Source organism: Serratia silvae, from assembly GCF_023282985.1.
Taxonomy (GTDB): Bacteria; Pseudomonadota; Gammaproteobacteria; order Enterobacterales; family Enterobacteriaceae; genus Chania; species Chania silvae.
Map to the genome: position 1 here is coordinate 101,282 of NZ_JAGQDC010000002.1, position 24,972 is coordinate 126,253.

Genomic DNA, 24,972 nt, shown 5'->3' on the forward strand with positions numbered 1-24,972 from the left:
CGTCTTATCAGCGCGTTCCCGGTATCATCCAAGCTAACAACTGCTGCGACGGCATAGTGTAGACGGAATCGACCCTTCGGGCAGCCAGGGTTGATCGTTCAAGCGTGCCAACAATGCCTTACCTGCCTGGATACCAATCTCTTTATGCGGTACGGTCATGGTCGTCAGCGGTGGCTGGCAGACCTGGCTGACTTCGCTATTGCCAAACCCCACGATCGCCAACTGTTCCGGCACCTTGATCCGCCGCCGCTGGCACTCATACAGTGCGCCACAGGCCAGTTCATCAGATGCACAGACCAAGGCATCCAACTCCGGCCAAGCCAGTAAAAACTCCGGCAATTGCTGGGCACCGAGGCTGAAACTGGCGGGTTGCGCGGCATTAATCACCCGATGTGGGGACATGTGGTTTTGTAGTAGCGCTTTGTGCCAGCCTTGCAGATGCTGTTGGAAAATCCACTGCTCCTGATTGGCACACAGAAGGCCAACATTCTGATACCCGCTGGCAATCACGGTTTGAGTGAGCTGATACATGGCGGCGACGTAATCGATGCCGATGTTGATGTCGATGGGATCGGTGCGGATTGCTCCGATCTCAACCACCGGAATATTGGCTGCGGTTAACGCCTGACGGGTATTTTCGGAATGCTCAATGCTTAACAGCACGGCGGCCGCCAGGTTGTAAGAGAGCAGGGTTTCCAGCAACGTTTCTTCACGCTCAATATGATGTTGGGACTCGGCCAGCATGATCTGGTAACCCGCCGGTTGCAATACCCGCTGTAGCCCGGCAAACATATCTGCACAGCCGGACTCGGAAAAACTCGGCACCACCATGGCGATGGTATAGGAAGACGCCGAGGCTAACGAACTGGCCGCCAGATTAGGCAGATAACCCAACTCACTGACCGCCGCCTCAATTTTTTCTCTCAGCTTATCTGAAACCTGTTCCGGCGTGCGTAGCGCCCGTGAGACGGTCATGGTGCCCACGCCCGCCAATTGGGCTACGTCGGCTAGGGTTACCCGGCCGGTACTGCGTCGTTTTCTACCGATCGACATTGCTGATCCTGACTGAAATGCGCGCATAACGCATAAATGAGCTCATGGGTTGAAACCCATTACTGGGGTTCGATGTTCCCGCTTCTGCGTTCATTCTACCCCGTTCCTTTGGTGATCGATAAAAAAACTGAGCCACCATGTTTCATCCTCGATAGTTTTGATAGCGCTATCACAGATCTGAATGATTGATTTTTGGTAGCGCTATCTTTGTGTGCTCAGTCACAGTTTAACCACGGCACGTTGATTAAAGTTTTACCGTCGCCGGGCTATTTCATGACGGCCACGCGCCATCAAACGATCCATAGCCAACAGATTTCGTCCCGTTACGGTTCGGAAATTCTGGCGGCTTAAGGGCGAAAACCCATAAGGAGGAGATGTGCTCAACGACTGGTTGAACGCCGACCACATTCAACTGTGCGATCAGGTTACCGACTGGCAGGAGGCGGTCACGCTGAGTGCCCAGCCGCTGCTGCAGCGCGGTGTGATCACCGCCGATTACCTGACGGCCATATTTCGCCAATATCAGGCGCTAGGGCCCTATTTTGTGTTGGCACCCGGTATCGCGATGCCCCATGCCAGGCCGGAGGAGGGCGCCAAAGCGCTCGGTCTTTCGCTATTGAAGGTAAATCAGGGCGTGCATTTTCAGTCAGAAGATAACGACCCGGTTTTCATCGTGGTGATGCTTTCCGCTCCAGATAGCAGTAGCCACATTGAAATGATCTCGCAGCTGGCCGAGTTATTTTCTGATAGCGAAGCCATGGAGAAACTGTTCCTGGCGCAAACCAAACGGCAAATTGAGGATGTTATCGCCAATTATTAATCTCTAACCGGTTATACCCGCAACTTTTGATAATACTCAGCATCCGATAGATATCGGGTGACGCTATCCTACACATAAAATTTGGCAGGTAAGAATAATGAAAATCATGGCTATTTGTGGCTCAGGATTGGGCAGTAGTTTTATGGTGGAAATGAACATCAAGAAAGTGCTGAAAAAAATGAATATTAAGGCGGAGGTTGAACACTCTGATCTTTCCTCGGCAACGCCGGGTGCGGCAGACATCTTCGTGATGGCGAAAGATATTGCCGCTAGCGCCAGTGTGCCAGCCGACCAACTGGTGGTGATCAGCAATATCATTGATATTGATGAGCTTGAAGCCAAGCTGCATGCTTACTTCACAGCCCACTCCATTATTTAATCTAACCCATTGGCGAGGTGGATATGTTTATCCAGGAAACGCTCAGGTTTGTGGTTGATATATTAAAGGTCCCGGCGGTATTGGTCGGGGTGATTGCCTTGATTGGTCTATTGGCACAAAAGAAATCTTTTTCTGACGTGGTCAAAGGTACGGTTAAAACCATTCTGGGTTTTATTGTGCTGGGCGGTGGGGCGACGGTATTAGTCGGCTCGCTGAATCCATTGGGCGGCATGTTTGAGCATGCGTTCAATATTCAGGGAATTATTCCCAATAACGAAGCCATTGTCTCTATCTCACTCGAGAAATACGGGGCTTCCACCGCGCTGATCATGGCGTTTGGCATGGTGGCCAACATCATCGTGGCCCGCTTTACCCGCTTGAAATACATCTTCCTGACCGGGCACCACACCTTCTACATGGCCTGTATGATCGGCATCATCCTCACCGTGGCTGGTTTTGAGGGCGTACAGCTGGTGTTCACCGGAGCGCTGACTCTGGGATTGGTGATGGCGTTCTTCCCGGCGATTGCCCAGCGCTATATGCGCCGCATTACCGGCAACGACGACATTGCCTTTGGCCATTTCGGCACCTTGGGCTATGTCCTTTCCGGTTGGATCGGTTCCAAGGTGGGGAAAAATTCGCGTTCCACCGAGGAGATGAATTTACCTAAAAACCTCAGCTTCCTGCGTGACAGCTCGATTTCCATCTCGATGACCATGATCGTGATCTACCTGATCCTGGCTATCTGCGCGGGCCAGGATTACGTCGAAAGCCAATTGAGTGGCGGGCAGAACTACCTGGTGTACTCGATTATTCAGGCGATCACTTTTGCCGCCGGGGTGTTCATCATTCTGCAAGGGGTGCGTCTGATCCTGGCCGAGATCGTCCCGGCCTTTACCGGCTTCTCGGAAAAACTGGTTCCTAATGCCCGCCCGGCGCTGGACTGCCCGGTGGTCTATCCCTATGCCCCGAATGCGGTGTTGATTGGTTTCCTGTTCAGTTTCCTGGGTGGCTTGGCCGGTCTGTTCTTGCTCGGCCAAATGAAGATGGTGCTGATCCTGCCGGGCGTGGTGCCGCATTTCTTCACCGGGGCCACTGCCGGGGTGTTCGGCAATGCGACCGGCGGGCGGCGCGGTGCCATGCTGGGGGCATTTGCCAACGGTCTGTTGATTACCTTCCTGCCGGTGCTGTTGTTACCGGTACTGGGCGCGCTGGGTTTTGCCAACACCACCTTCTCCGATACGGACTTCGGCGTGGTGGGGATCGTGTTGGGCAATATGGCGCGCTTCCTGACCAAAGAAATGATCATGATCGCGATTGTCGCCATCTTTGGCCTGCTGGTCGCGCATAACTTCCTGGGGAAACGCAAAGATGCCCCAGCCAGAAATAAGGAGGAAAGTTCATGAGCAACACCGTGACTGATTTGACGCAATTGGCCGGGGCGATCCGTCTGGAAACGCTGAAGGCACTCACTGGGCTGGGGTTTGGCCATTACGGCGGCTGTATGTCGGTGGTTGAAACACTGTCGGTGTTATACGGCGAAGTGATGCGTATCGATCCGGGTGACCCGGATTGGCCTGAGCGCGATTATTTCGTGCTGTCGAAGGGCCATGCAGGCCCGGCGCTTTATAGCGTGCTGGCGCTTAAGGGCTATTTCCCGTTGGAACAGCTGCAAACGCTCAACCAGAATGGCACCCGGTTGCCGAGCCACCCAGACCGTTTGCTAACCCGTGGAGTGGATGCCACCACCGGATCGCTCGGGCAGGGGGTCTCTATCGCTGCCGGTATGGCGCTTTCACACCAACTGGCAAAGCGCAGCAACCGGGTATTCTGCATCCTGGGGGATGGGGAACTGAACGAAGGGCAATGCTGGGAAGCCTTCCAGTTTATCGCTCACCACAACTTGCATAATTTGACGCTGTTTATTGATTACAACAAACAGCAGCTGGACGGCACGCTGGATGAGGTGATCAAACCCTTCGATCTGGCCGGTAAATTCCGCGCCTTTGGTTTTGAGGTGCAAACCGTTCGTGGGGATGACATTGCGGCGATCCGTGATGCCGTATTGCCGGAGCGCAGTGGAGAGCAACGGCCATTGGTGGTGATCCTCGATAGCCTCAAGGGGCAGGGCGTGGCTTATCTGGAGAACCTGAAAAACTCACATCATCTGCGCTTAACGCCAGATGTTCGTAGCGAAATCGAAAAGGCCATTGCCGAACTGGAGGCCGCCTATGTTTAACCTGGAAATGCCGTTGGAAAAAGACGCCGTAGAAATGCGCAAGGTGTACGCCAGCGTGATCCGCCAACAGGCCGAAGCAGATACGCCGGTGATCGCACTGGAAGCCGATCTGATGAGTTCGATGGCGATGGATGGCGTACATAAGGATCACCCGGAGCGGGTCATCAACTGCGGCATCATGGAGGCCAATGTGATTGGCGTGGCCGCTGGTTTGTCGTTGACCGGGCGGGTACCTTTTGTCCACACCTTCACCGCTTTTGCCAGCCGCCGCTGTTTTGATCAGCTGTTTATGTCGTTGGATTATCAGCGCAACAACGTCAAGGTGATCGCTTCCGATGCCGGGGTCAGCGCCTGTCATAACGGGGGCACGCATATGTCGTTTGAAGACATGGGGATCGTGCGCGGCCTGGCGCATTCGGTGGTGCTGGAAGTGACCGATGCCACCATGTTCCAGGATATTTTGCAGCAACTGGTGAAGTTACAAGGCTTCTACTGGGTGCGAACCATCCGTAAGCAAGCGACACGCATTTATCCCGCAGGCTATCGTTTCACCATCGGCAAGGCTAATCTGCTGCGTGACGGCAGCGATATTACGCTGATCGCCAACGGCATTATGGTCGCCGAAGCGTTGCAGGCGGCGCAGGAACTGCAACAGCGTGGCATCAGCGCGGCGGTGATTGATATGTTCACGCTCAAGCCTATCGATCGTGAAATCATCAAAACCTTTGCGGCGAAAACCGGCAGGATCGTCACCTGCGAGAACCACAGCATTCATAACGGGCTTGGCTCGGCGGTAGCGGAGGTGCTGGTGGAAGAGTGCCCGGTACCGATGCGGCGGGTGGGGGTGAAAGGCCGCTATGGGCAAGTGGGCACGCAGGAGTTCTTGCAGCAGGAGTATGGCCTGACGGCGGCGCATATTGTGGCGGCGGCGGATGAGTTGTTGACCCCTCACCCACAGCTGTCTCTTGATCAGGAGATCTGATTAAGAGACAGCCCTGTGGGTGAGGGTGAGGGCATCAGGCGGTGTATTGCTCGGTGTTTTGTTCCCCCAACCGAGCCTGCTCCTGCAATATCTGCATTGCTTGCTGATAGTCCATCTCTTTGCGGAACAACCCGGCGGTGCCCAGGATGAACATATCCACATCTGCGGCCAATGCTTTGACGATGTCAGGCGAGATAGCGCCATCAATGGCGATCTTTGCTGCGCTGTGATGCTCTCCCAGCATTTGGCGCAACCGCCGGGTTTTATCGATGGCATTGTGGATAAATGGCTGGCCGGCAAAGCCAGGATTGACTGACATCACCAGAACCACATCAACCACATCAAGCACTTCGCTCAGGTAGCTCAAGGGGGTACCAGGATTGATCGCCACGCCAGCTTTGACGCCGCGCTGGCGGATATTGCTCAGGGTGCGGTGCAGATGCGTTGGGGCTTCGGCGTGTACATAGATAATATTGCAGCCCAGATCGGCAAACTTGTCGATATACGCGTCCGGGTTGCTCATCATCAGATGGGCGTCATAAGGGATCTTCGCCAACTTGGCGACGGCTTTGATATCTTCCGGCCCCAGCGCCAGATTGGGGACAAAATGACCGTCCATGATATCGATATGGAACATGGCTGCTCCAGCCGCTTCCAGTTCAGCAAGCTCTTCGGCCAGACGGGAGAAATCTACGCACATCAATGAAGGGCAGAATGTGTTGTTCATGGTTGGGTCTCCAGCGCGGCAATCATTTCCACGCGTTTCTGGTGGCGATCCCCTTCGAACTGGGCGTTAAGCCACTCGTCGACGATCATTTTCGCCAATTCGGCACCGATGACCCGTGAGCCGAAGGCCAGAATATTGGTGTTATTGTGCTGGCGGGACAGTTTGGCTGAGTAAGGCTCGCTGCATACCACTGCGCGGATGCCGTTGACCTTGTTGGCGGCAATCGAGATGCCGATACCCGAACCACAGATTAGGATGCCAAGATCGGCCTCTTGCGAAACCACCGCATCGGCAACGGCTTTGGCATACAGCGGGTAGTCGGTGCGTTGTTCCCCATGGGCACCTTTATCGATCACGGTGATCCCTTTCGCCTCCAAGTGCTCGATAATGGTCGGTTTTAAAATGATCCCTACATGGTCACAGCCAATGGCAATTTTCATCTTTTGTCCTCTGTTATCGCTGCCGGTCTGGCAGCGATAAATTCACAGTAATGCATTGATAATGGGTAATTTGAGTCGTTAAACGCCTTGCAGGCAGTCTTCCAGATTCGACTTAATCAGCGTGACATGCGGGCCATAAATCACCTGTATCCCTTGGCCTCTGCGGATCACGCCCCGTGCTCCTGAGCTTTTCAGCAGGTTATCGTCAACCAGATTTTCATCGGCGACGGTGATGCGTAGTCGCGTGGCGCAGCAGTCGATATTAGTGATGTTGGCTTTGCCACCCAGGCCCGCCACAATCAGCTCGGACACCTGATCGGTTTTCTGACCGCCTGCTTGCGCAGCACTGCCTTTGGCGGCTTCCACGTCTTTACGGGTATAGAGTTTGGTTTCCTGACCTTCGTCCTCACGTCCTGGCGTTTTGAAATTGAAGCGCAGGATCAGGAAGCGGAAGCTGAAGTAGTAAATCGGGAACAGAGGGATGCCGATCAGGATGGCATTGATCCAATGACTTTTGGTGTTGCCTTGCAGCACCCCGAACAGCACGAAGTCAATCAGGCTGCCGGAGAAGGTTTGCCCCACGCCGACGTTGAAGATGTGGCACAGCATGAACGACAGGCCTGCCAGCACGCAGTGCAGTACATACAGCAATGGGGCAGCGAACAGGAATGAGAACTCGATAGGTTCGGTGATCCCGGTTAATACGGCGGTCAGCGTGGCGGACAGCAGCAGGCCCAGCACCAGTTTTCGGTGTTCGGGTTTGGCACAGTGGTAGATAGCCAAGGCGGCCCCTGGGATACCAAACAGATAGAACGGGAACTTACCGGCCATAAAGCGGGTGGCCTCTACCGAGAACTCCTTGGTGTTCGGACTGGCCAGTTCGGCAAAGAAGATGTTTTGCGCACCGGAAACCGAGATACCGTCGATAATTTCGGTGCCACCCAGTCCGGTTTGCCAGAACGGCATATAGAACACGTGGTGCAGGCCGAACGGTATCAGCGCACGTTCTATAAAGCCGTAAATAAAGGTACCCGCATAACCAGCACGGTTGACCAACCCACCGAGATGCATGATCCCGTCCTGAATGGTTGGCCAGATATAGAACATCAGAATACCCACACCCACATAGGTCAACGCGGTAACGATAGGGACAAACCGGGTGCCGCCGAAGAATGAAAACGTTGCTGGCAACTCGACCCGGTAGAAACGATTGTGCAGTGCGGCAACGCCCAGGCCAACCAGCACCCCGCCGAATACGCCCATTTGCAGTGAATTAATCCCCACGCTCATGCCCAGCGATCCGTCTGGCAAGGTTCCAGGGGCCAATAATCCGTTCAGTTGTAGCATTGCGTTGATGGTGGCGTGCATGGCAAAGAAGCCGACGGCACCGGAGATGGCGGCGACCTGCTTCTCTTTGGTGGCCATACCCATTGCTACGCCGATGGCAAACAGCATCGGCAGGTTGGAAAAGACGACGCTACCGGCACTTTTCATTACGGTCAGTAATGCGTGAAGTACCGTGCCGTCACCCAACAGGGATTGCAGGCCGTAGGATTCGATGGTGGTGGCGTTGGTAAATGACGCGCCAATGCCCAGCAGCAACCCGGCGACGGGGAGCAGGGCTATAGGCAGCATAAAAGAGTGCCCTATACGCTGAAGAATACCGAAGAATGACGATTTCATAGTGTTCCCTCAAATCAGATCTGGTATCGCTTAGTGGTTTTTTGCCCGGAGCAAAGTAGCTTCATCCTGAACCGGCATATTATTAACTTCACGAATTTAATTATTGATGTGAAGTTATCGCTAATGCAATAGCCTAAAGAGATCAACTTCACAAAAACTGATTTTTTTGTGAATATTAAGTGGTTTTCAGTATCTGCGGGTGGTTGCTGAGGGTTGCAACATCGGGTTATGCAAGCGGTGACCGATGCTGATATCTTTGTAGGGTAACGAAAATTTCACAATATGATTAATTGTTGTGAATTTATTGCTGTGAATGCACAGATAGGGATTCATGTCCCTTGAGAGGCTGTGATAAACTACTGGCAAATATCGACAAATACGGCGGCGGGGATAAATGGCGAATCAGCGGGAAGCATTACCGGATACCGAAAATGCACTGGCCATCGGGGCCAAAATCAAGATGTCACTCTCTTCGCTGAATCCGACTGAGCGCAGTATCGTTGAGTGGCTGATCACCAAAGGAAACATCACGAAAGATACCGGGCTGCGTGAAGTGGCGGGGTGTCTCGATGTCTCGGAACCTTTGATTGTCAAGGTTGCCAAGAAAATTGGTTACTCCGGTTTTCGCGAACTGCGCAGCGCGTTGGTGAGCTATTTCAATTTTCTGCCCTACGAGAAAGAGGAAGAGATTACCGCTGATGACAATCTGGATACCGTGCTGGATAAGGTGTTCAGTAACAGTATCCAGGTGCTGAAGGAAGCGCAGTCGGTAGCTGACACCCAGGTGATTGGGCAGGCTGCCAGCCTGATTTATCGTGCTCGGCGGGTGGTGATTTTAGGTGTGGGTGGCTCGGCGTCGGTATGCCTGGATTTTGAACACAAGCTGTTGCGTATCGGTATCATCAGCCACAGCTATAGCGACTTCCACCTGATGTTGATGGTGGCCAGCCAGTTGGACGAACAGGATGTGGTGATCGTGATTTCTCAGTCAGGGGAGACGCGCGAACTGTTGAAAGCGGTAGAAATTGCCAATGCGCGCCAGGCCAAGGTAATTTGCATCACCAACGATAATGCCTCGCCGCTGTCGCAGTGTGCGGATTTGTCGATTTTCAGCCCGGCCATGAGTGGTCCGCTACTGGGGCAGAATGCGGTCGCGAGGATCATTCAACTTAACCTGCTGGATACGCTGTTTATTGCCATCTTGCTGCAGGATTATCAAGGGAACAAGCAGCGGTTGGAGCGGGGGATCCAGGTAGTGGAGCCGTTACACGGCAAGAAAAGCTAGCTGGTGACGCCAAAAATAAAACGGCCCGGTGATGATCACCGAGCCGTTATGGGTATTACCAGAGGCTAAAGGTGCCGTAGTGGCACCTTTGTCTCATCAGGCTTTAGCTGCCTGTGCATCAGCCTGAGCCGACTGGATCGCCGTCAGGGCTACGGTATAGACGATATCGTCAACCAGAGCACCACGGGACAGGTCGTTTACCGGCTTGCGCATGCCTTGCAGCATTGGCCCGATAGATACCAGGTCAGCAGAACGCTGCACCGCTTTATAAGTGGTGTTACCGGTGTTCAGGTCCGGGAAGATGAACACGGTCGCCTGACCGGCTACTGGCGAATTAGGCGCTTTGGATTTGGCCACGTCGGCCATGATCGCTGCGTCATATTGCAGTGGGCCATCGATGATCAGATCCGGGCGTTTTTCCTGTGCCAGACGGGTCGCTTCACGTACTTTCTCAACGTCACTACCCGCACCGGAATTACCGGTAGAGTAAGAGATCATCGCTACGCGCGGTTCGATACCGAATGCGGCTGCGGAATCGGCAGACTGAATGGCGATTTCAGACAGCTGTTCAGCGGTTGGATCCGGGTTGATCGCGCAGTCACCGTAGACCAGAACCTGGTCAGGCAGCAGCATGAAGAACACGGAAGAAACCAGGGAGCTGCCCGGTGCGGTTTTGATCAACTGCAACGGTGGGCGGATGGTATTGGCGGTGGTGTGAACGGCACCGGAAACCAGGCCGTCAACTTCGCCTTTCTCCAGCATCAGGGTGCCGAGAACCACGTTGTCTTCCAACTGCTCACGCGCAACCACTTCGGTCATGCCCTTGCTCTTGCGCAGCTCAACCAGACGCGGCACATAGAGTTCACGCACGGCAACCGGATCGACGATCTCGATGCCTTTACCCAGCTCAACGCCCTGCGCGGCGGCAACGCGTTTGATCTCTTCCGGGTTACCCAGCAGCACACATTCCGCGATACCACGTTCGGCACAGATGGCCGCCGCTTTCACGGTACGTGGCTCGTCGCCTTCTGGCAGCACGATGCGTTTACCTGCTTTGCGCGCCAGTTCGGTCAGCTCATAACGGAACGCCGGTGGGGACAGACGACGTGAACGCTCAGAAGTGGCGGTCAGAGACTCGATCCAATCGGCGTTGATGTGGCTGGCCACGTAGTTCTGTACTTTCTCAATACGCTGGTGATCGTCTGAAGGCACTTCAAGGTTGAAGCTTTGCAGGCTCAGCGAGGTCTGCCAGGTGTTAGTGTCAACCATGAACACCGGCAGGCCAGTTTCAAAGGCACGCTCACACAGTTTGTTGATGGAGGCATCGATCTCGTAGCCGCCGGTCAGCAGGATGGCACCAATTTCCACGCCGTTCATCGCGGCCAGGCAAGCTGAAACCAGCACGTCTGGACGGTCGGCAGAAGTGACCAGCAGGGAACCTGGGCGGAAGTGTTCCAGCATGTGCGGAATGCTGCGCGCACAGAAGGTCACAGATTTCACCCGGCGGGTCATGATGTCGCCTTCGTTGATCACTCGCGCCTTCAGGTGGCGGGCCATATCGATGGCACGGGTAGCGATCAGATCGAAGCTCCATGGTACACAACCCAACACCGGCAGCGGGCTGTTGGCGAACAGCTGTGCAGGATCGACGTTGGCTACGCTGGCCTTGGTGGAATCGTCAAAGATTTCGGACAGGTCTGGGCGAGTACGGCCCTGATCGTCTACCGGAGCGTTCAGCTTGTTGATGATCACGCCGGTAATGTTTTTGTTCTTGCTGCCGCCGAAGCTGGAGCGAGCCAGTTCGATGCGCTCGGTCAACTGGGCTGGAGAATCGTTGCCCAGTGCCAGCACAAAGACGATCTCTGCGTTCAGCGTTTTGGCGATCTCGTAGTTCAGCGAGTTGGCGAACTGATGCTTACGGGTAGGAACCAGGCCTTCGATCAGCACCACTTCTGCGTCTTTGGTGTTTTCGTGGTAACGGGCCACGATCTCTTCCATCAGCACGTCCTGCTGGTTGGAGCTCAACAGGCTCTCAACATAGCTCATACGCAGAGGTTCGGCCGCCGGAATGGTCGAGTTGCTGCGGATGATGGTGGTGGTCTGGTCGAGGGAGTCGCCGCCGGTACGCGGTTGGGCAATAGGTTTGAATACGCTCAGGCGAACGCCTTTTTGCTCCATGGAGCGGATGACACCCAGGCTGACGCTGGTCAGACCGACGCTGGTGCCTGTGGGGATCAACATAATTGTACGTGACACAGAATAGTCCTCTTCACGGTTTTCTGCCTGCAACGGGGGCGCAGACAAAGATGACTGGCTCAAAACAACACCGCCAGCCTGGGCTGACGGTGTGATGAGCATTAAGCGGTCAGACGGGAAGCGTCTTGCGCGATGACCAATTCTTCGTTGGTCGGGATCACCAGTGCCAGGCGGCTGCCGTCTTTGGTGATGTTGCCTGATTTGCCAAAGCGGGCAGCCAGGTTGCGTTCGTGATCGATTTCAAAGCCCAGCAGGCCCAGTTTGTCCAGGGTCAGCTCACGCACCATCGCGGCGTTCTCACCGATACCACCGGTGAAGATCACGGCATCCAGACGGCCTTCCATCAGGGCGCTATAAGCACCGATGTACTTGGCAAGGCGGTGGCAGAAGACGTCCATGGCGCGCTTGGCATCGGCCTTGGTGTCATAGTTATCTTCAACGTAACGGCAGTCGCTGGTGACTTCGGTCAGGCCCAGCAGGCCAGACTCTTTGGTCAGCATCTTGTTGATCTGGTCAACGCTCATGCCCATTGCGTCGTGCAGGTGGAAGATGATGGCCGGATCGATGTCACCACTACGGGTACCCATGACCAGGCCTTCCAGCGGGGTCAGACCCATGGAAGTGTCAACACACTTGCCATTGCGTACTGCGGTTACGGAACCGCCGTTACCCAGGTGGCAGGTGATTACGTTAACTTCTTCAACCGGCTTGTTCAGCATCTTCGCGGCTTCTTGCGTCACGTAGAAGTGGCTGGTGCCGTGTGCGCCGTAGCGACGAACGCCATGGTCGCGATACAGGTTGTACGGCAGGGCATACAGGTAGGATTCTTCCGGCATGGTCTGATGGAACGCAGTGTCAAACACGGCAACGTTTTTATCAGCCAGATTAGGGAAGGATTTCAACGCTTCAGCAATACCGATCAGGTGAGCCGGGTTATGCAGTGGTGCAAAAGGTACCGAATCTTTGATACCCTGCAGGACTTCGTCGTTGATGACGGCAGAAGCCGTGAACTTCTCGCCGCCGTGCACGATGCGGTGGCCGATAGCGGTCAACTGGGCAGAAAGCTCTGGTTTTTGTGCCAGAATAGTATTAACAATGAAGTTCAGCGCTTCGCTGTGCGCTGCGCCGGCACCCAGTGCCGCTTCTTGTTTACCGCCATCCATTTTCCATTTGATACGGGCTTCAGGAAGATGGAAGCACTCGGCCAGGCCAGAGAGGTATTCTTCACCGTTGGTTGCATCAATGATGGCGAATTTCAGGGAAGAACTGCCGCAGTTAAGGACCAGTACTAGCTTACTCGACATGGAAGTACCTATTTATAGTTCGTGTTGGTATTAAGGAAGACCCAAAAACACGTGGTGAATAAAACGTCAATCAGACAACAAGCGTAGCGCATAATGCCGTTGACATTTATGATTAACATCATGTCAGTGATACAAAGGACGTGATGATGAAAAAACCGATGATTTCTCTGCGGTTTAAGCGATCCTGATTTTTACCGCTTCCTAGCCCCACTTAGGCCGCTCACGGCGTTGCCGCTGGCAGAATTAGGGAGATAGGGCTAAAAGTTGACAAATCTTCTGTCATCTTCTACCGGCACAAGGCCGGCTTAGGATACCGATAGCCCGGCACAAACACAAAATAAATTTAAAGCTTCAACTTTTTTGTTAGTTTGTTTGCAAGAATAATTTATCTTTTATACGTGAAGTTGAGGTGCGCAATGACGAGCAGACCATCCGGTTCCGTAAGCTGGTTTCAGATATTCCAGCGCGGGCAGCATTACATGAAAACCTGGCCAGCAGACAAACGGCTGGCACCGCTTTTCCCAGAGAATCGCGTGGCGCGCGCTACCCGCTTTGCTGTTCGCTTTATGCCACCGTTGGCGATTTTTACCCTAACCTGGCAGATTGCGCTCGGCGGCCAACTTGGCCCGGCGATTGCCACCGCGCTGTTTGCCTGTAGCCTGCCGATGCAGGGGCTGTGGTGGCTGGGCCGCCGTTCGGTAACACCGCTACCACCAACCTTGCTGCAATGGTTCCATGAGGTTCGTAACAAGCTGGCAGAAGCCGGGCAGGCGATTGCTCCCGTTGAAGGGACACCCACCTACCAGGCGTTGGCGGACGTGCTGAAACGTGCCTTCAAGCAGTTGGACAAAACCTTCCTTGACGATCTCTGAGTATCAATCGGCCGGATCTTTCCGGCCTGCCATTACCTCATTAATTTTCTCCCTATTGATCTTGTCATCACTTGGAACCAATTGATTAGCACAGTTATACCCTATGAATTTCAAGTTGTGGCTAGGCGCCAAGCTTACTCATCCCCAGGAGCTTACGTTTAGTAAGAGTGCAGGTAACAACGCTACAACTTGAAAGGCGACGGGTATAAACCCGGTTCAAATCAAAGAAAGGTACAGTTGTGATTCCACGCCATGCTGAAGTCATGCGATGCTCTGGTTAATTTGCAGAACTGAGGACTATGAAATGGAAATGACCCACGCCCAACGGCTGATTTTGTCGAATCAATACAAGATGATGACCATGCTCGATCCGGACAATGCGGAGCGCTACCGTCGCTTGCAGACGATCATTGAGCGTGGTTTTGGTTTGCAAATGCGCGAGCTGGATCGAGATTTTGGTGAGATGAGCGAAGAGGTGTGCCGCACCATCATCAACATTATGGAAATGCACCATGCTCTCCAGGTTTCCTGGGAGAACCTCAAGGATCGGCAGGGGCTGGATGCGCGTCGCCTGGCATTCCTTGGTTTTGATGCGGCAACCGAAGCGCGTTACCTGAGCTATGTGCGTTTCCTGGTGAACACGGAAGGGCGGTATACTCATTTCGATTCTGGCAGCCACGGTTTTAACGCCCAAACCAAAATGTGGGAAAAATACCAGCGCATGCTGAGTATCTGGCTATCCTGCCCACGCCAGTATCATCTGAGCGCCGTCGAGATTGCGCAAATCATCAATGCCTGATTAAACGTAGAGAGGTTTCCCGTGGAGTGTAAGGGTTTTCTGTTCGATCTTGATGGAACGTTAGTTGATTCATTACCGGTGGTAGAGCGAGCCTGGACGCATTGGGCAGAACGCCATGGCATTAGCCCGCAAGAGGTGCTGGACTTTATCCACGGAAAACAGGCGATCACCTCGCTGCGCCATTTTATGCCGAATGCTACCGAAGCGGAGCTGCAGCATGAGTTCACATTGCTTGAGCAGGTGGAAGCCGAGGATACCGACGGCGTCCACGCCCTGCCAGGTGCAGCGGCCCTGCTCGAGCGGATCAATGCGCTGGGGATACCTTGGGCGATCGTCACCTCGGGTTCCGTGCCGGTGGCTAATGCACGCCGTCTTGCCGGTGGGTTGCCGCTTCCTGAGGTGTTTATCACCTGTGAGCGGGTCAAACAGGGTAAACCGCATCCAGATGCCTATCTGTTAGGGGCAAAAGGCCTTGGGCTGGCACCGCAGGACTGCGTGGTGGTGGAAGATGCTCCTGCCGGGATCCTTTCCGGTTTGGCTGCCGGTTGCCAGGTGATTGCGGTAAATGCACCGGCAGACGCACCGAAACTGGACCAGGTGGATCTGATCCTCTCCTCATTGGAGCAGCTCAAGATAATCCGATCCGAACAGGGTGCAGTCATCGAACTTATTGCTTAATCTGTACTTTGTTACCCCAATTTGATTAGACCCCGCATCGGCGGGGTTTTTTTATGCTAATTTCTTATGCCGGGATCACCGCAGATTGAGGCCGTTTTGAACAGCGAATTACTTTGGGTTTTGAGTTTACTGTTAATAGCCATTGTGCTGTTTACTACCAATAAGCTACGCATGGATGTGGTGGCATTGTTGGTGATCATCGCGTTTGTGCTCAGTGGAACCTTGAGTCTACAAGAGGCAACGGCTGGCTTCAGCGATCCTAACGTGATTTTGATTGCTGCCCTGTTCGTCATTGGCGAAGGGCTAGTGCGCACCGGGGTGGCCTATCAGGTTGGCGACTGGTTGGTGAGAGTCGCGGGCAGCAGTGAAACCAAAATGTTGATGCTGCTGATGTTTACCGTCGCCGGACTGGGGGCCTTTATGAGCTCGACCGGAGTGGTGGCCATCTTCATCCCCGTGGTGCTCAGCGTCGCGGTGCGCATGAAAATCTCCCCGGGGCGGCTGATGATGCCACTGAGCTTTGCCGGTTTGATCAGCGGCATGATGACGCTGGTCGCCACCCCGCCGAATATGGTGGTCAACAGCGAATTGGTGCGTGAAGGTATCGCCGGTTTCGGTTTCTTTGGCGTCACGCCAATTGGCCTGGTGGTGTTGCTGTTGGGCGTGGGGTACATGCTGATTGCGCGCCGCTGGCTCGGCGACAGTGGCGGCACCAAGACCAAGTCGGCTTGGGAGCGCCGGACTTTCCGCGATTTAATCCGCGACTATAAGCTCACCGGGCGTGCGCGTCGTTTGGCGGTACGTAGCGGTTCGCTACTGATTGGCCGTTCGCTGGATGAACTGCATTTGCGTGCGCGTTACAGCGCCAACGTGATCGGCATCGAGCGATGGAAGCGTTTTCGCCGGGTGATGATCAGCGCCTTTGGCAGCACGGAACTGCGCGAAGGGGACGTACTGCTGATCGACATGACGGATTGCGATATCGATCTGCGTCAGTTCTGTAGTGAGCAACAACTTGAGCCGATGGTGCTGCGGGGGGAATATTTCTCCGAACAATCGCGCAACGTGGGCATGGCCGAAGTTTCGTTAATTCCTGAGTCGGCCCTGCTAGGGAAAAGTGTGCGCGATGCCACTTTCCGTAGCCGTTACGATCTCAACGTGGTCGGCATCCGTCGCAATGGTGAAACTCTGCAAGGCAAGCTGGTGGATGAACCTCTGGGCCTGGGGGACATTCTATTGGTGATCGGCGACTGGAAAGCGATCCGCCAGTTGCAGGCCAAAACCCATGACTTTATCGTCTTGAACCTGCCCGCCGAAGTGGACGAAGTGGCACCGGCTATCACCCAGGCACCCCATGCGCTCTTCTGTCTGGCGCTGATGGTGGCGATGATGCTGACCGACGAGATCCCGAATCCGATTGCCGCGCTGATCGCTTGCCTGTTGATGGGGCGCTTTCGCTGTATCGATATGGAAAGTGCCTATAAGGCGATCCATTGGCCGAGCATCATTTTGATCGTCGGTATGATGCCCTTTGCCCAAGCGTTGCAGAAAACGGGCGGGGTAGATCTGATCGTCCGTGGGTTGATGGACGTTGCCGGTGACGCCGGGCCGCACGTCATGTTGGCCTGTCTGTTTGTCCTTTGTGCCACCATAGGGCTGTTTATCTCCAACACCGCCACGGCGGTATTGATGGCACCGATTGCCATCGCCGCGGCCCGTGAAATGGGCGTTTCGCCTTATCCGTTTGCCATGATTATCGCGATTGCCGCCTCCGCCGCCTTTATGACGCCGGTGTCATCGCCGGTCAATACGCTGGTGTTGGGGCCAGGAAACTACAAGTTTGGCGATTTTCTGAAAATTGGGGTGCCGTTCACCGTGCTGGTGATGATTGTCAGCGTACTCCTGGTGCCTTGGTTGTATGCGTTTTAAGCACACAGTTTGCGTTTTATATCAGGATTAAGAAAGGGCGCTTTATCTCTTCTTGAGACTACGATTAAGTCGCTACCTCAGCCTGCCAGGTACGAAGATACCTGGCTCTACGTTACGTTTACATTGGTGAGTCGCTGCTGATTTCATCCAGCGACAGGCTGAAGCTTGGGATAAATACCTGCATGAAATAATCCATTTCTGGGCTGTGGCGCAGTTGCAGCGTCTTCTCCAGGCGTGCTTTAGCCAGCTTGAACTCATTATTCCCTGCCGAAAGCTCCTCCAGACACTTCAGGTAAGCGCATAGCGCATCGGCCTGTTTGACGATCAGCTTTTCGTCCTCGCTGTGATGGTGTTCATCCAGGATCGAACGGAAATCGTTTTGTAACTCTTCCGGCAGCATTTCCAGCAGTTTTTGCTGGGCAATCTTCTCGATTTTTTTGTATTCGTGGGCAATCTGCGGGTTGTAATATTTGATGGGCGTGGGCATATCACCGGTCAGCACTTCGCTGGCATCGTGATACATTGCCAACAACGCCACGCGTTCGGCATTCAGGTTGCCGTTAAACTTGCGGTTTTTGATTGCTGCCAGCGCATGGGCGACAAAGGCGACCTGCAAGCTGTGTTCGGAAACGTTTTCTGTACGCACATTGCGCATCAGTGGCCAGCGGCTAATCAGTTTCAAACGGGACAGGTGGGCAAAGAAGTGGCTCTGGCTCATGGTGTTTTCTCTTTGGGTCTGTAGGAGCGCAGTATACTGCGTCAGTGCCAATCAGAGAAACGGGCGCAGCGAACCGCGCCCGGCAAAATTACTGGTGATAGGTTTCCAGGAAGCGGCCCAGTTTGCCCACCGCCATTTCCAGTTCATCCACGCGGGGCAGGGTAACGATACGTACGTGGTCTGGGTAAGGCCAGTTGAACGCGCTGCCCTGCACCAGTAACACCTTCTCTTGCAACAGCAGATCCAGCACCAGCTTCTGGTCGTCGCGGATGTTAAAGCGCTTGGCGTCTATGCGTGGGAACATGTAGAGCGCACCTTGAGGTTTCACGCAGGAAACGCCAGGGATCTGGTTTAGCAGCTCCCAGGTGCGGTCGCGTTGTTCATACAGGCGCCCACCAGGCTGAATAAATTCGCTGATGCTCTGGTAACCCCCCAGCGCCGTCTGGATCGCGTGCTGCATGGGCACGTTGGCGCACAGACGCATGGACGCCAGCATCTCCAGCCCTTCAATATAGCCTTTGGCATGCTTCTTCGGCCCGTTGAGTACCATCCAACCCTGACGGAAACCGGCAACGCGGTAGGTTTTGGACAAGCCGTTAAAGGTGACAGTCAGCAGATCCGGGGCCAACGCAGCGATCGAGTGATGCTCAGCCTCATCGTAGAGGATCTTGTCGTAGATTTCGTCGGCAAAGATGATCAGGTCATGCTGGCGGGCGATCTCGACGATCTGTTCCAGCAGCTCTTTGCTGTAGACCGCACCGGTGGGGTTATTAGGGTTGATGATCACTATGCCACGAGTGCGTGGGGTGATTTTGCTGCGAATATCGTCCAGATCGGGGAACCAGCCAGATTCTTCGTCGCACATGTAGTGCACGGCCTTGCCGCTGGAAAGCGACACGGCGGCGGTCCACAGCGGATAGTCTGGCGCAGGCACCAACATTTCATCACCGATGTTCAGCAGCGCTTGCATGGATTGCACGATCAGCTCAGAAACGCCATTGCCAATGTAGATATCCTCAACGGTCACGTCACGCATGTTCCGCGCCTGATAGTGTTGCATGATCGCCTTGCGTGCCGAGTAAAGTCCTTTGGAATCGCAGTAGCCTTGTGCCGTTGGCAGATTGCGGATCACGTCGACCAGAATTTCATCGGGGGCTTCAAAGCCGAACGGGGCAGGGTTGCCAATGTTCAGTTTGAGGACTTTATTGCCTTCTTCTTCAAGACGTTTAGCTTCTTTGAGTACCGGGCCACGAATGTCATAACAGACGTTGTCCAGTTTGTTGGATTTCTCAATGGGGGACATAGAAAGTTGAGCCTTTTGCTAAGATAGGGTCGTTCCTACCGTGGAACACCGCAATCCGTCCAATGTACTCCTGGAGGCCGGGCTTTTGAAGGGTTATACACTGCTTTGGTGAAAACGAACGGCAAAAATCGGGTTTTAAGATAATAACTGTCTGTACTGGTGGTTTTTTTAGTGTTTAAATCTGAATGTGTCGTTGTTTTAAGGTTTATATGCCGACAAAAGTGCGTGTCACGTAAGGGTTTTTTATCAGTTAACCGGTAAAGGGGGACGCCAAACGTCAGAAAAACACCAAAGCCGCTTAAGCATAGTAATATGGGATTATTCTGGTTTCTTGTTTGTACTGGCAATACCACACTGAGTTGAAGTACAAGTACATTAGGTCCACTTCAGCAATTAACTTAAATTTTATTTAAGTAATCGTTGGTGCAATTTAATAATCAAAAGTCTTACCGCTTGAATTTATTAAATTCCCTAATCGATGAATCGCTGAATATACGGAGAGTTGTTAATATTTCGTACAGAAAACAACAACACTGTCATGGTCTCTGGCGAGTAGAGATCGAGGTAACCGGGAGGTGAAGGAGAGCGTCTGATCCCATAGGATTATCAAATCTTATAAGGGTTAGCACTTTTCGTCGTAATTTTCACCACTATCAATAAGCCGTTGAGATAGGTCATGGATAAAAAGCGATGCAGATAACGAAACATAAGTAATTTTTTTGCCCTCTTCTAATGAGTGGGGTACTGTCATAAGTGGCGCATGTCCTTTTCAGCTGCGTCTTAGAAATACACCAGGGTAGTTTGTAAATTAGAATTTAAAAAGTGAAGAAAACACTATGACAAGTGCAAATCGTCCGATACTTAATCTCGACCTCGATCTGCTAAGAACCTTTGTTGCTGTTGCTGATTTGAATACGTTTGCGGCGGCTGCCGTTGCCGTTTGTCGTACTCAGTCCGCAGTCAGTCAACAAATGCAGCGGTTAGAGCAATTGGTTGGCAAAGAGTTGTTCGCCCGTCATGGGCGCAATAAGCTGTTAACCGAACACGGTATCCAGCTTCTCGGCTACGCCAGGAAAATCCTGCGCTTTAACGACGAAGCCTGTGCCTCCTTGATGTACAACAATATCAATGGCGTTCTGACTATCGGTGCTTCTGATGATACCGCCGATACCATTCTGCCCTTCTTGCTAAACCGCGTGACCTCGGTCTATCCCAAGTTGGCGATTGATGTGCGGGTGAAGCGTAGCCCGTTCATGATCGACATGCTGAAGAACGGCGAGGTGGATCTGGCCATCACTACCGTGGATACCGAAGGGCATCCGCACATCGTTCTGCGTACCTCTCCAACGTTGTGGTACTGCTCGGCGGATTACCATTACCAGGCAGGGGATCCGATCCCTCTGGTGGTGATGGATGAGCCAAGCCCGTTTCGCGCGATGGCGATCAAGCACCTTGAAGCTGCCGGTATTCCTTGGCGTATTGCTTACGTGGCCTCTACGCTTTCTGCGGTGCGCGCTGCGTGCCGGGCAGGTTTGGGGATCACCGTGCGGCCAATCGAGATGATGAGCCCAGACCTGCGCGTTCTGGGATCGGCGGAAGGTTTACCGCATCTTCCTGATACTCAGTATGCGCTGTGCAAAGACATGAAGTGCGAAAATGAACTTGCCATGGCGATCTTCAGTGCCGTGCAAAGCGGCAGTGAGATTTACCACTTAGGTGGCGGCGAATCTTCGGAGATTGACGAAGGCTCCAGCCTGTCGGATAGCGAAGAGTAGCGTTTTACCCTAAGCTGGTTGCATTGAAAGTGACAAACCTCTGCTACGGCGGAGGTTTTTTTTTAGCTCCAAAAAAGGGAAATAATGAATTTCGGCCTGTTGAGGGGGAATTCGATGCTAAATGGGTATTTCTTCATGGTTTCTAGCAGGTAAAATCCTCAGCTCCCCGGATTGCTCGTTTTTTATGCAGTAATAACAACGAGTAAATACCTGGAGTCGATAGGGTTATTTTGCTATTTTACGCTGACGTTTTTTTACCTGAAATTGACAAAAATTGTTAAACCGCCACACTTTTTTTGAGGATTTCTGTCTAAAACGTGTTCTGGATCAAAAAAATACCCCTAGGTAGTGAGTGGAACAACAGGGAATTCCTGAGAGAATGGTATAGTAAAAGTGAAATGTGCATGTTGGTTTATATCTATCTGTTTCCGTTGAGCAATCAACTGACACGATTTAGCCTAAGCCAAGCGCATCATATGTTAATTAAATGCTTCGTATGTAAATTAATGTGTGGATACTTTTGTCAAAGTTGACAAAAGGTTATAGAAAGGAGTAAAAAGCCCACAGTAAAACACTGCCTAACTCTCTGTAAAAGCAGTCTGTTTGTGTGGTTATTTATCCTTCCCTTAAATCGATGTGGTGCACTAACTGCCAGTTACAAGAGCAGAGCGATCGACGCCACTTTTGATGAGTAAGCATAGAGTATGTCAACAACCATTGAAGTCATCGCTCATCACTGGGCGTTCGCCGTATTTCTTATCATGGCTATCGGGCTCTGCGGCTTTATGCTGCTGGGTGCGTTCTTCTTGGGTGGGAGAGCCCAGGCTCGCTCCAAAAACACTCCCTATGAATCAGGGGTCGACTCGGTCGGTACGGCGCGTTTGCGTCTGTCTGCCAAGTTCTACCTGGTTGCCATGTTCTTCGTTATTTTCGATGTTGAAGCCTTATACCTGTATGCCTGGTCGGTCTCGATTCGTGAGAGCGGTTGGGTAGGCTTTATCGAAGCCGCCATTTTCATTTTGGTGTTATTGGCTGGTCTGGTTTATCTGGTGCGTATCGGCGCATTGGATTGGACTCCAACGCGTTCCAAGCGTTTGAGCAAGCCAAGTACCATCAAGAACGCTAGCAACAGTCATCCGCAGTAACAGCGAGGCATTAAGATGGACTATACGCTCACCCGCATAGACCCGAACGGTGAGAACGACCGTTATCCCCTGCAAAAACAGGAGATCGTTGGCGATCCCCTTGAGCAGCAGGTTCACCGTACGGTTTACATGGGTAAACTCGAACATGCTTTGCATGACATGGTGAACTGGGGGCGTAAAAACTCTCTTTGGCCGTATAACTTCGGCCTTTCGTGCTGTTATGTGGAAATGGTGACCTCGTTTACCGCCGTTCACGACGTGGCGCGTTTTGGTGCGGAAGTATTACGTGCCTCCCCACGCCAGGCAGACTTTATGGTCGTTGCCGGCACCTGCTTTACCAAGATGGCCCCGGTAATTCAGCGCTTGTACGACCAAATGCTGGAGCCTAAATGGGTGATCTCTATGGGCTCCTGCGCCAACTCCGGCGGCATGTACGATATTTACTCGGTCGTCCAGGGCGTGGATAAATTCCTGCCGGTTGACGTGTATATCCCTGGCTGCCCACCGCGCCCGGAAGCTTACATGCAGGCGCTGCTGCTGCTGCAGGAATCCATTGGCAAAGAACGTCGCCCGCTGTCGTGGGTCGTTGGCGATCAGGGCGTGTACCGCGCCAATATGCCATCAGAAAAAGAACGTAAGCACGCCGAGCGTATTGCGGTAACCAACCTTCGGTCGCCTGACGAGATTTAAGACGTTCATTTAACGTCCATCTTAGTGCGCTATTGGTTAACACAGCGAAAAGTTGAACTTGCGGCGAAATAACCCTTTAGTGTGGTGAAAAAAATTATGACAGATTTAACGACGCACGAAGCTCTGCCTGCATGGCATACCCGTGATCATCTCGATGATCCGGTGATTGGCGAACTGCGCAACCGTTTTGGGCCGGAAGCCTTTACTGTTCAGCCCACCCGTACCGGAATGCCCGTGGTATGGGTCAAAGTTGAGCAGTTGCTGGAAGTCATGACGTTTTTAAGAAAACAACCGAAGCCATACGTCATGCTGTTTGACCTGCATGGCATGGACGAACGGCTTCGTACTCACCGTGAAGGCTTGCCTGCTGCGGACTTCTCTGTTTTCTACCATCTGATTTCTGTCGAACGTAACCGTGACATCATGCTGAAAGTGGCGCTGTCTGAAAAAGACCTGCACGTGCCCACAGCAACCAAGATTTTCCCGAATGCCAACTGGTATGAGCGCGAAACCTGGGAAATGTTCGGCATTACCTTCGACGGCCACCCGCATCTGACGCGCATCATGATGCCGCAGACCTGGGAAGGCCATCCACTGCGTAAAGACTACCCGGCGCGTGCCACCGAATTTGATCCCTTTGTGTTGACCAAACAGAAAGAAGATCTGGAGATGGAGTCGCTGAAGTTCAAGCCGGAAGAGTGGGGCATGAAACGCGGCACCGAGAACGAGGACTTCATGTTCCTCAACCTTGGCCCGAACCACCCGTCTTCACACGGTGCATTCCGTATTATTCTGCAGCTGGACGGTGAAGACATCGTCGACTGTGTGCCGGACGTGGGTTACCACCACCGCGGCGCAGAGAAAATGGGCGAACGCCAGTCATGGCACAGTTTTATCCCGTATACCGACCGCATCGAATACCTCGGCGGCTGCGTAAACGAAATGCCTTACGTACTGGCGGTGGAAAAGCTGGCCGGGATCGTGGTGCCGGATCGTGTCAACACCATCCGCGTGATGCTGTCTGAACTGTTCCGTATCAATAGCCACCTGCTGTACATCAGTACCTTTATTCAGGACGTGGGCGCCATGACTCCGGTGTTCTTCGCCTTTACCGATCGGCAGAAAGTGTACGATCTGGTGGAAGCGATTACCGGTTTCCGTATGCACCCGGCCTGGTTCCGTATTGGTGGTGTGGCACACGACCTGCCGCGTGGCTGGGATCGCCTGCTGCGCGACTTCCTGGACTGGATGCCGAAGCGCCTCGATTCCTATGTGAAAGCCGCGCTGCAAAACACCATTCTGAAAGGGCGTTCTATCGGCGTTGCTTCTTACAATGCGAAAGAAGCGTTGGAATGGGGTGTGACCGGTGCAGGTCTGCGTGCTACCGGCGTTGAGTTTGACGTGCGTAAATGGCGTCCATACTCCGGCTATGAAAACTTCGATTTCGAAGTTCCGGTCGGCGACGGCAACAGCGACTGCTATACCCGCGTGATGCTGAAAGTGGAAGAGTTGCGCCAGAGCCTGCGCATTCTTGAGCAGTGCCTGAACAACATGCCGGAAGGCCCGTTCAAGGCCGATCATCCGCTGACTACGCCACCGCCGAAAGAGCGCACGCTGCAACATATTGAAACGCTGATCACCCACTTCCTACAGGTTTCCTGGGGCCCGGTGATGCCAGCCAACGAATCATTCCAGATGGTTGAAGCCACGAAAGGGATCAACAGCTACTACCTGACCAGCGACGGCAGCACCATGAGCTATCGCACCAGGATACGTACGCCAAGCTATGCTCACCTGCAGCAAATCCCTGCGGTGATCCGTGGCAGCCTGGTCTCTGACCTGATCGTCTATCTGGGTAGTATCGATTTTGTAATGTCAGATGTGGACCGCTAACT

At 53.3% G+C, this 24,972-nt stretch carries 22 protein-coding genes; 14 read left to right on the plus strand and 8 right to left on the minus strand.

Going from position 1 to position 24,972, the window contains the following annotated elements; all coding sequences use genetic code 11:
* Positions 1–33: 33 nt before the first annotated feature.
* A complete protein-coding gene (locus KAJ71_RS02550; protein ID WP_248944248.1) occupies positions 34–1,053 on the minus strand; it encodes a LacI family DNA-binding transcriptional regulator in 1,020 nt (339 codons plus the stop codon).
* Positions 1,054–1,429: 376 nt separating this feature from the next.
* Between KAJ71_RS02550 and KAJ71_RS02555 the strand changes: the two genes are divergently transcribed.
* The 5 genes from KAJ71_RS02555 to KAJ71_RS02575 all read left to right on the plus strand — a co-directional run bounded on the left by KAJ71_RS02555 (position 1,430) and on the right by KAJ71_RS02575 (position 5,473).
* Positions 1,430–1,873, plus strand: a complete 444-nt coding sequence (locus KAJ71_RS02555) for a PTS sugar transporter subunit IIA (protein WP_248944249.1) — start codon at positions 1,430–1,432, stop codon at positions 1,871–1,873.
* Between the two features lie 97 nt (positions 1,874–1,970).
* Positions 1,971–2,252, plus strand: coding sequence for a PTS sugar transporter subunit IIB (locus KAJ71_RS02560; RefSeq protein WP_248944250.1), 282 nt, complete (start codon positions 1,971–1,973; stop codon positions 2,250–2,252).
* 23 nt (positions 2,253–2,275) lie between these two features.
* Positions 2,276–3,658: a PTS ascorbate transporter subunit IIC gene (locus KAJ71_RS02565; protein ID WP_248944251.1), complete on the plus strand. Its 1,383-nt coding sequence runs from the start codon at positions 2,276–2,278 to the stop codon at positions 3,656–3,658.
* Positions 3,655–4,491 carry a transketolase gene (locus KAJ71_RS02570; RefSeq protein ID WP_248944252.1) on the plus strand — a complete coding sequence of 279 codons (837 nt, stop codon included), beginning with the start codon at positions 3,655–3,657 and terminating at the stop codon, positions 4,489–4,491. The genes KAJ71_RS02565 and KAJ71_RS02570 overlap by 4 nt, the downstream gene beginning before the upstream one ends.
* Positions 4,484–5,473, plus strand: coding sequence for a transketolase family protein (locus KAJ71_RS02575; protein ID WP_248944253.1), 990 nt, complete (start codon positions 4,484–4,486; stop codon positions 5,471–5,473). The genes KAJ71_RS02570 and KAJ71_RS02575 overlap by 8 nt, the downstream gene beginning before the upstream one ends.
* Before the next feature lie 34 nt (positions 5,474–5,507).
* On the opposite strand, the gene rpe is transcribed toward KAJ71_RS02575, so the two are convergent.
* The 3 genes from rpe to KAJ71_RS02590 all read right to left on the minus strand — a co-directional run bounded on the left by rpe (position 5,508) and on the right by KAJ71_RS02590 (position 8,323).
* Positions 5,508–6,200: a ribulose-phosphate 3-epimerase gene (rpe, locus tag KAJ71_RS02580; protein WP_248944254.1), complete on the minus strand. Its 693-nt coding sequence runs from the start codon at positions 6,198–6,200 to the stop codon at positions 5,508–5,510.
* Entirely contained in the window at positions 6,197–6,640 is a 444-nt protein-coding gene (gene rpiB, locus KAJ71_RS02585) for a ribose 5-phosphate isomerase B (RefSeq protein ID WP_248944255.1), read from the minus strand. Before rpiB ends, rpe begins: the two co-directional genes overlap by 4 nt.
* A gap of 78 nt (positions 6,641–6,718) precedes the next feature.
* On the minus strand, positions 6,719–8,323 hold the full coding sequence (locus KAJ71_RS02590; protein WP_248944256.1) for a PTS transporter subunit EIIC: 1,605 nt from the start codon (positions 8,321–8,323) through the stop codon (positions 6,719–6,721).
* Between the two features lie 394 nt (positions 8,324–8,717).
* On the opposite strand from KAJ71_RS02590, the gene KAJ71_RS02595 reads away from it, so the two are divergent.
* Positions 8,718–9,608, plus strand: coding sequence for an SIS domain-containing protein (locus KAJ71_RS02595; RefSeq protein WP_248944257.1), 891 nt, complete (start codon positions 8,718–8,720; stop codon positions 9,606–9,608).
* A gap of 96 nt (positions 9,609–9,704) precedes the next feature.
* Here the strand turns inward: KAJ71_RS02595 and pta are convergent, their stop codons facing one another.
* Both pta and ackA read right to left on the minus strand, forming a co-directional pair.
* Positions 9,705–11,864 carry a phosphate acetyltransferase gene (gene pta, locus KAJ71_RS02600; RefSeq protein WP_248944258.1) on the minus strand — a complete coding sequence of 720 codons (2,160 nt, stop codon included), beginning with the start codon at positions 11,862–11,864 and terminating at the stop codon, positions 9,705–9,707.
* A gap of 101 nt (positions 11,865–11,965) precedes the next feature.
* Positions 11,966–13,168 (minus strand): acetate kinase, encoded by a 1,203-nt coding sequence (gene ackA, locus KAJ71_RS02605; protein WP_248944259.1) that lies wholly within the window; start codon positions 13,166–13,168, stop codon positions 11,966–11,968.
* A gap of 416 nt (positions 13,169–13,584) precedes the next feature.
* Between ackA and yfbV the strand changes: the two genes are divergently transcribed.
* From yfbV to KAJ71_RS02625, 4 genes are all read left to right on the plus strand, one after another.
* Entirely contained in the window at positions 13,585–14,040 is a 456-nt protein-coding gene (gene yfbV, locus KAJ71_RS02610; protein ID WP_024485138.1) for a terminus macrodomain insulation protein YfbV, read from the plus strand.
* A gap of 304 nt (positions 14,041–14,344) precedes the next feature.
* Positions 14,345–14,839, plus strand: coding sequence for a YfbU family protein (locus KAJ71_RS02615; RefSeq protein WP_021178532.1), 495 nt, complete (start codon positions 14,345–14,347; stop codon positions 14,837–14,839).
* Positions 14,840–14,860: 21 nt separating this feature from the next.
* On the plus strand, positions 14,861–15,517 hold the full coding sequence (locus tag KAJ71_RS02620) for a sugar phosphatase (protein ID WP_248944260.1): 657 nt from the start codon (positions 14,861–14,863) through the stop codon (positions 15,515–15,517).
* Positions 15,518–15,613: 96 nt separating this feature from the next.
* The gene (locus tag KAJ71_RS02625) at positions 15,614–17,446 is read left to right on the plus strand and encodes an SLC13 family permease (RefSeq protein WP_248944261.1); all 1,833 of its coding nucleotides are present in this window, start codon (positions 15,614–15,616) and stop codon (positions 17,444–17,446) included.
* A gap of 118 nt (positions 17,447–17,564) precedes the next feature.
* Here the strand turns inward: KAJ71_RS02625 and yfbR are convergent, their stop codons facing one another.
* On the minus strand, positions 17,565–18,164 hold the full coding sequence (yfbR, locus tag KAJ71_RS02630; RefSeq protein ID WP_021178529.1) for a 5'-deoxynucleotidase: 600 nt from the start codon (positions 18,162–18,164) through the stop codon (positions 17,565–17,567).
* Between the two features lie 88 nt (positions 18,165–18,252).
* Positions 18,253–19,467: a pyridoxal phosphate-dependent aminotransferase gene (locus tag KAJ71_RS02635; RefSeq protein WP_248944262.1), complete on the minus strand. Its 1,215-nt coding sequence runs from the start codon at positions 19,465–19,467 to the stop codon at positions 18,253–18,255.
* A gap of 836 nt (positions 19,468–20,303) precedes the next feature.
* Between KAJ71_RS02635 and lrhA the strand changes: the two genes are divergently transcribed.
* From lrhA to nuoC, 4 genes are all read left to right on the plus strand, one after another.
* Positions 20,304–21,242 carry a transcriptional regulator LrhA gene (lrhA, locus tag KAJ71_RS02640; protein ID WP_248944263.1) on the plus strand — a complete coding sequence of 313 codons (939 nt, stop codon included), beginning with the start codon at positions 20,304–20,306 and terminating at the stop codon, positions 21,240–21,242.
* A 704-nt stretch (positions 21,243–21,946) separates the two neighbouring features.
* On the plus strand, positions 21,947–22,387 hold the full coding sequence (locus KAJ71_RS02645) for an NADH-quinone oxidoreductase subunit A (protein WP_248944264.1): 441 nt from the start codon (positions 21,947–21,949) through the stop codon (positions 22,385–22,387).
* A 15-nt stretch (positions 22,388–22,402) separates the two neighbouring features.
* Entirely contained in the window at positions 22,403–23,077 is a 675-nt protein-coding gene (locus KAJ71_RS02650; RefSeq protein WP_248944265.1) for a NuoB/complex I 20 kDa subunit family protein, read from the plus strand.
* Positions 23,078–23,173: 96 nt separating this feature from the next.
* Positions 23,174–24,970, plus strand: coding sequence for an NADH-quinone oxidoreductase subunit C/D (nuoC, locus tag KAJ71_RS02655; RefSeq protein WP_283106623.1), 1,797 nt, complete (start codon positions 23,174–23,176; stop codon positions 24,968–24,970).
* Positions 24,971–24,972: the final 2 nt, after the last annotated feature.

Bases quoted from the DNA above. Each gene is read 5' to 3' on its own strand.
- KAJ71_RS02550 (WP_248944248.1), bottom strand. From the start codon at position 1,053: ATGTCGATCGGTAGAAAACGACGCAGTACCGGCCGGGTAACCCTAGCC.
- KAJ71_RS02560 (WP_248944250.1), top strand. From the start codon at position 1,971: ATGAAAATCATGGCTATTTGTGGCTCAGGATTGGGCAGTAGTTTTATG.
- KAJ71_RS02565 (WP_248944251.1), top strand. From the start codon at position 2,276: ATGTTTATCCAGGAAACGCTCAGGTTTGTGGTTGATATATTAAAGGTC.
- KAJ71_RS02570 (WP_248944252.1), top strand. From the start codon at position 3,655: ATGAGCAACACCGTGACTGATTTGACGCAATTGGCCGGGGCGATCCGT.
- KAJ71_RS02575 (WP_248944253.1), top strand. From the start codon at position 4,484: ATGTTTAACCTGGAAATGCCGTTGGAAAAAGACGCCGTAGAAATGCGC.
- rpe (WP_248944254.1), bottom strand. From the start codon at position 6,200: ATGAACAACACATTCTGCCCTTCATTGATGTGCGTAGATTTCTCCCGT.
- rpiB (WP_248944255.1), bottom strand. From the start codon at position 6,640: ATGAAAATTGCCATTGGCTGTGACCATGTAGGGATCATTTTAAAACCG.
- KAJ71_RS02590 (WP_248944256.1), bottom strand. From the start codon at position 8,323: ATGAAATCGTCATTCTTCGGTATTCTTCAGCGTATAGGGCACTCTTTT.
- KAJ71_RS02595 (WP_248944257.1), top strand. From the start codon at position 8,718: ATGGCGAATCAGCGGGAAGCATTACCGGATACCGAAAATGCACTGGCC.
- ackA (WP_248944259.1), bottom strand. From the start codon at position 13,168: ATGTCGAGTAAGCTAGTACTGGTCCTTAACTGCGGCAGTTCTTCCCTG.
- yfbV (WP_024485138.1), top strand. From the start codon at position 13,585: ATGACGAGCAGACCATCCGGTTCCGTAAGCTGGTTTCAGATATTCCAG.
- KAJ71_RS02615 (WP_021178532.1), top strand. From the start codon at position 14,345: ATGGAAATGACCCACGCCCAACGGCTGATTTTGTCGAATCAATACAAG.
- yfbR (WP_021178529.1), bottom strand. From the start codon at position 18,164: ATGAGCCAGAGCCACTTCTTTGCCCACCTGTCCCGTTTGAAACTGATT.
- KAJ71_RS02635 (WP_248944262.1), bottom strand. From the start codon at position 19,467: ATGTCCCCCATTGAGAAATCCAACAAACTGGACAACGTCTGTTATGAC.
- lrhA (WP_248944263.1), top strand. From the start codon at position 20,304: ATGACAAGTGCAAATCGTCCGATACTTAATCTCGACCTCGATCTGCTA.
- KAJ71_RS02645 (WP_248944264.1), top strand. From the start codon at position 21,947: ATGTCAACAACCATTGAAGTCATCGCTCATCACTGGGCGTTCGCCGTA.
- KAJ71_RS02650 (WP_248944265.1), top strand. From the start codon at position 22,403: ATGGACTATACGCTCACCCGCATAGACCCGAACGGTGAGAACGACCGT.
- nuoC (WP_283106623.1), top strand. From the start codon at position 23,174: ATGACAGATTTAACGACGCACGAAGCTCTGCCTGCATGGCATACCCGT.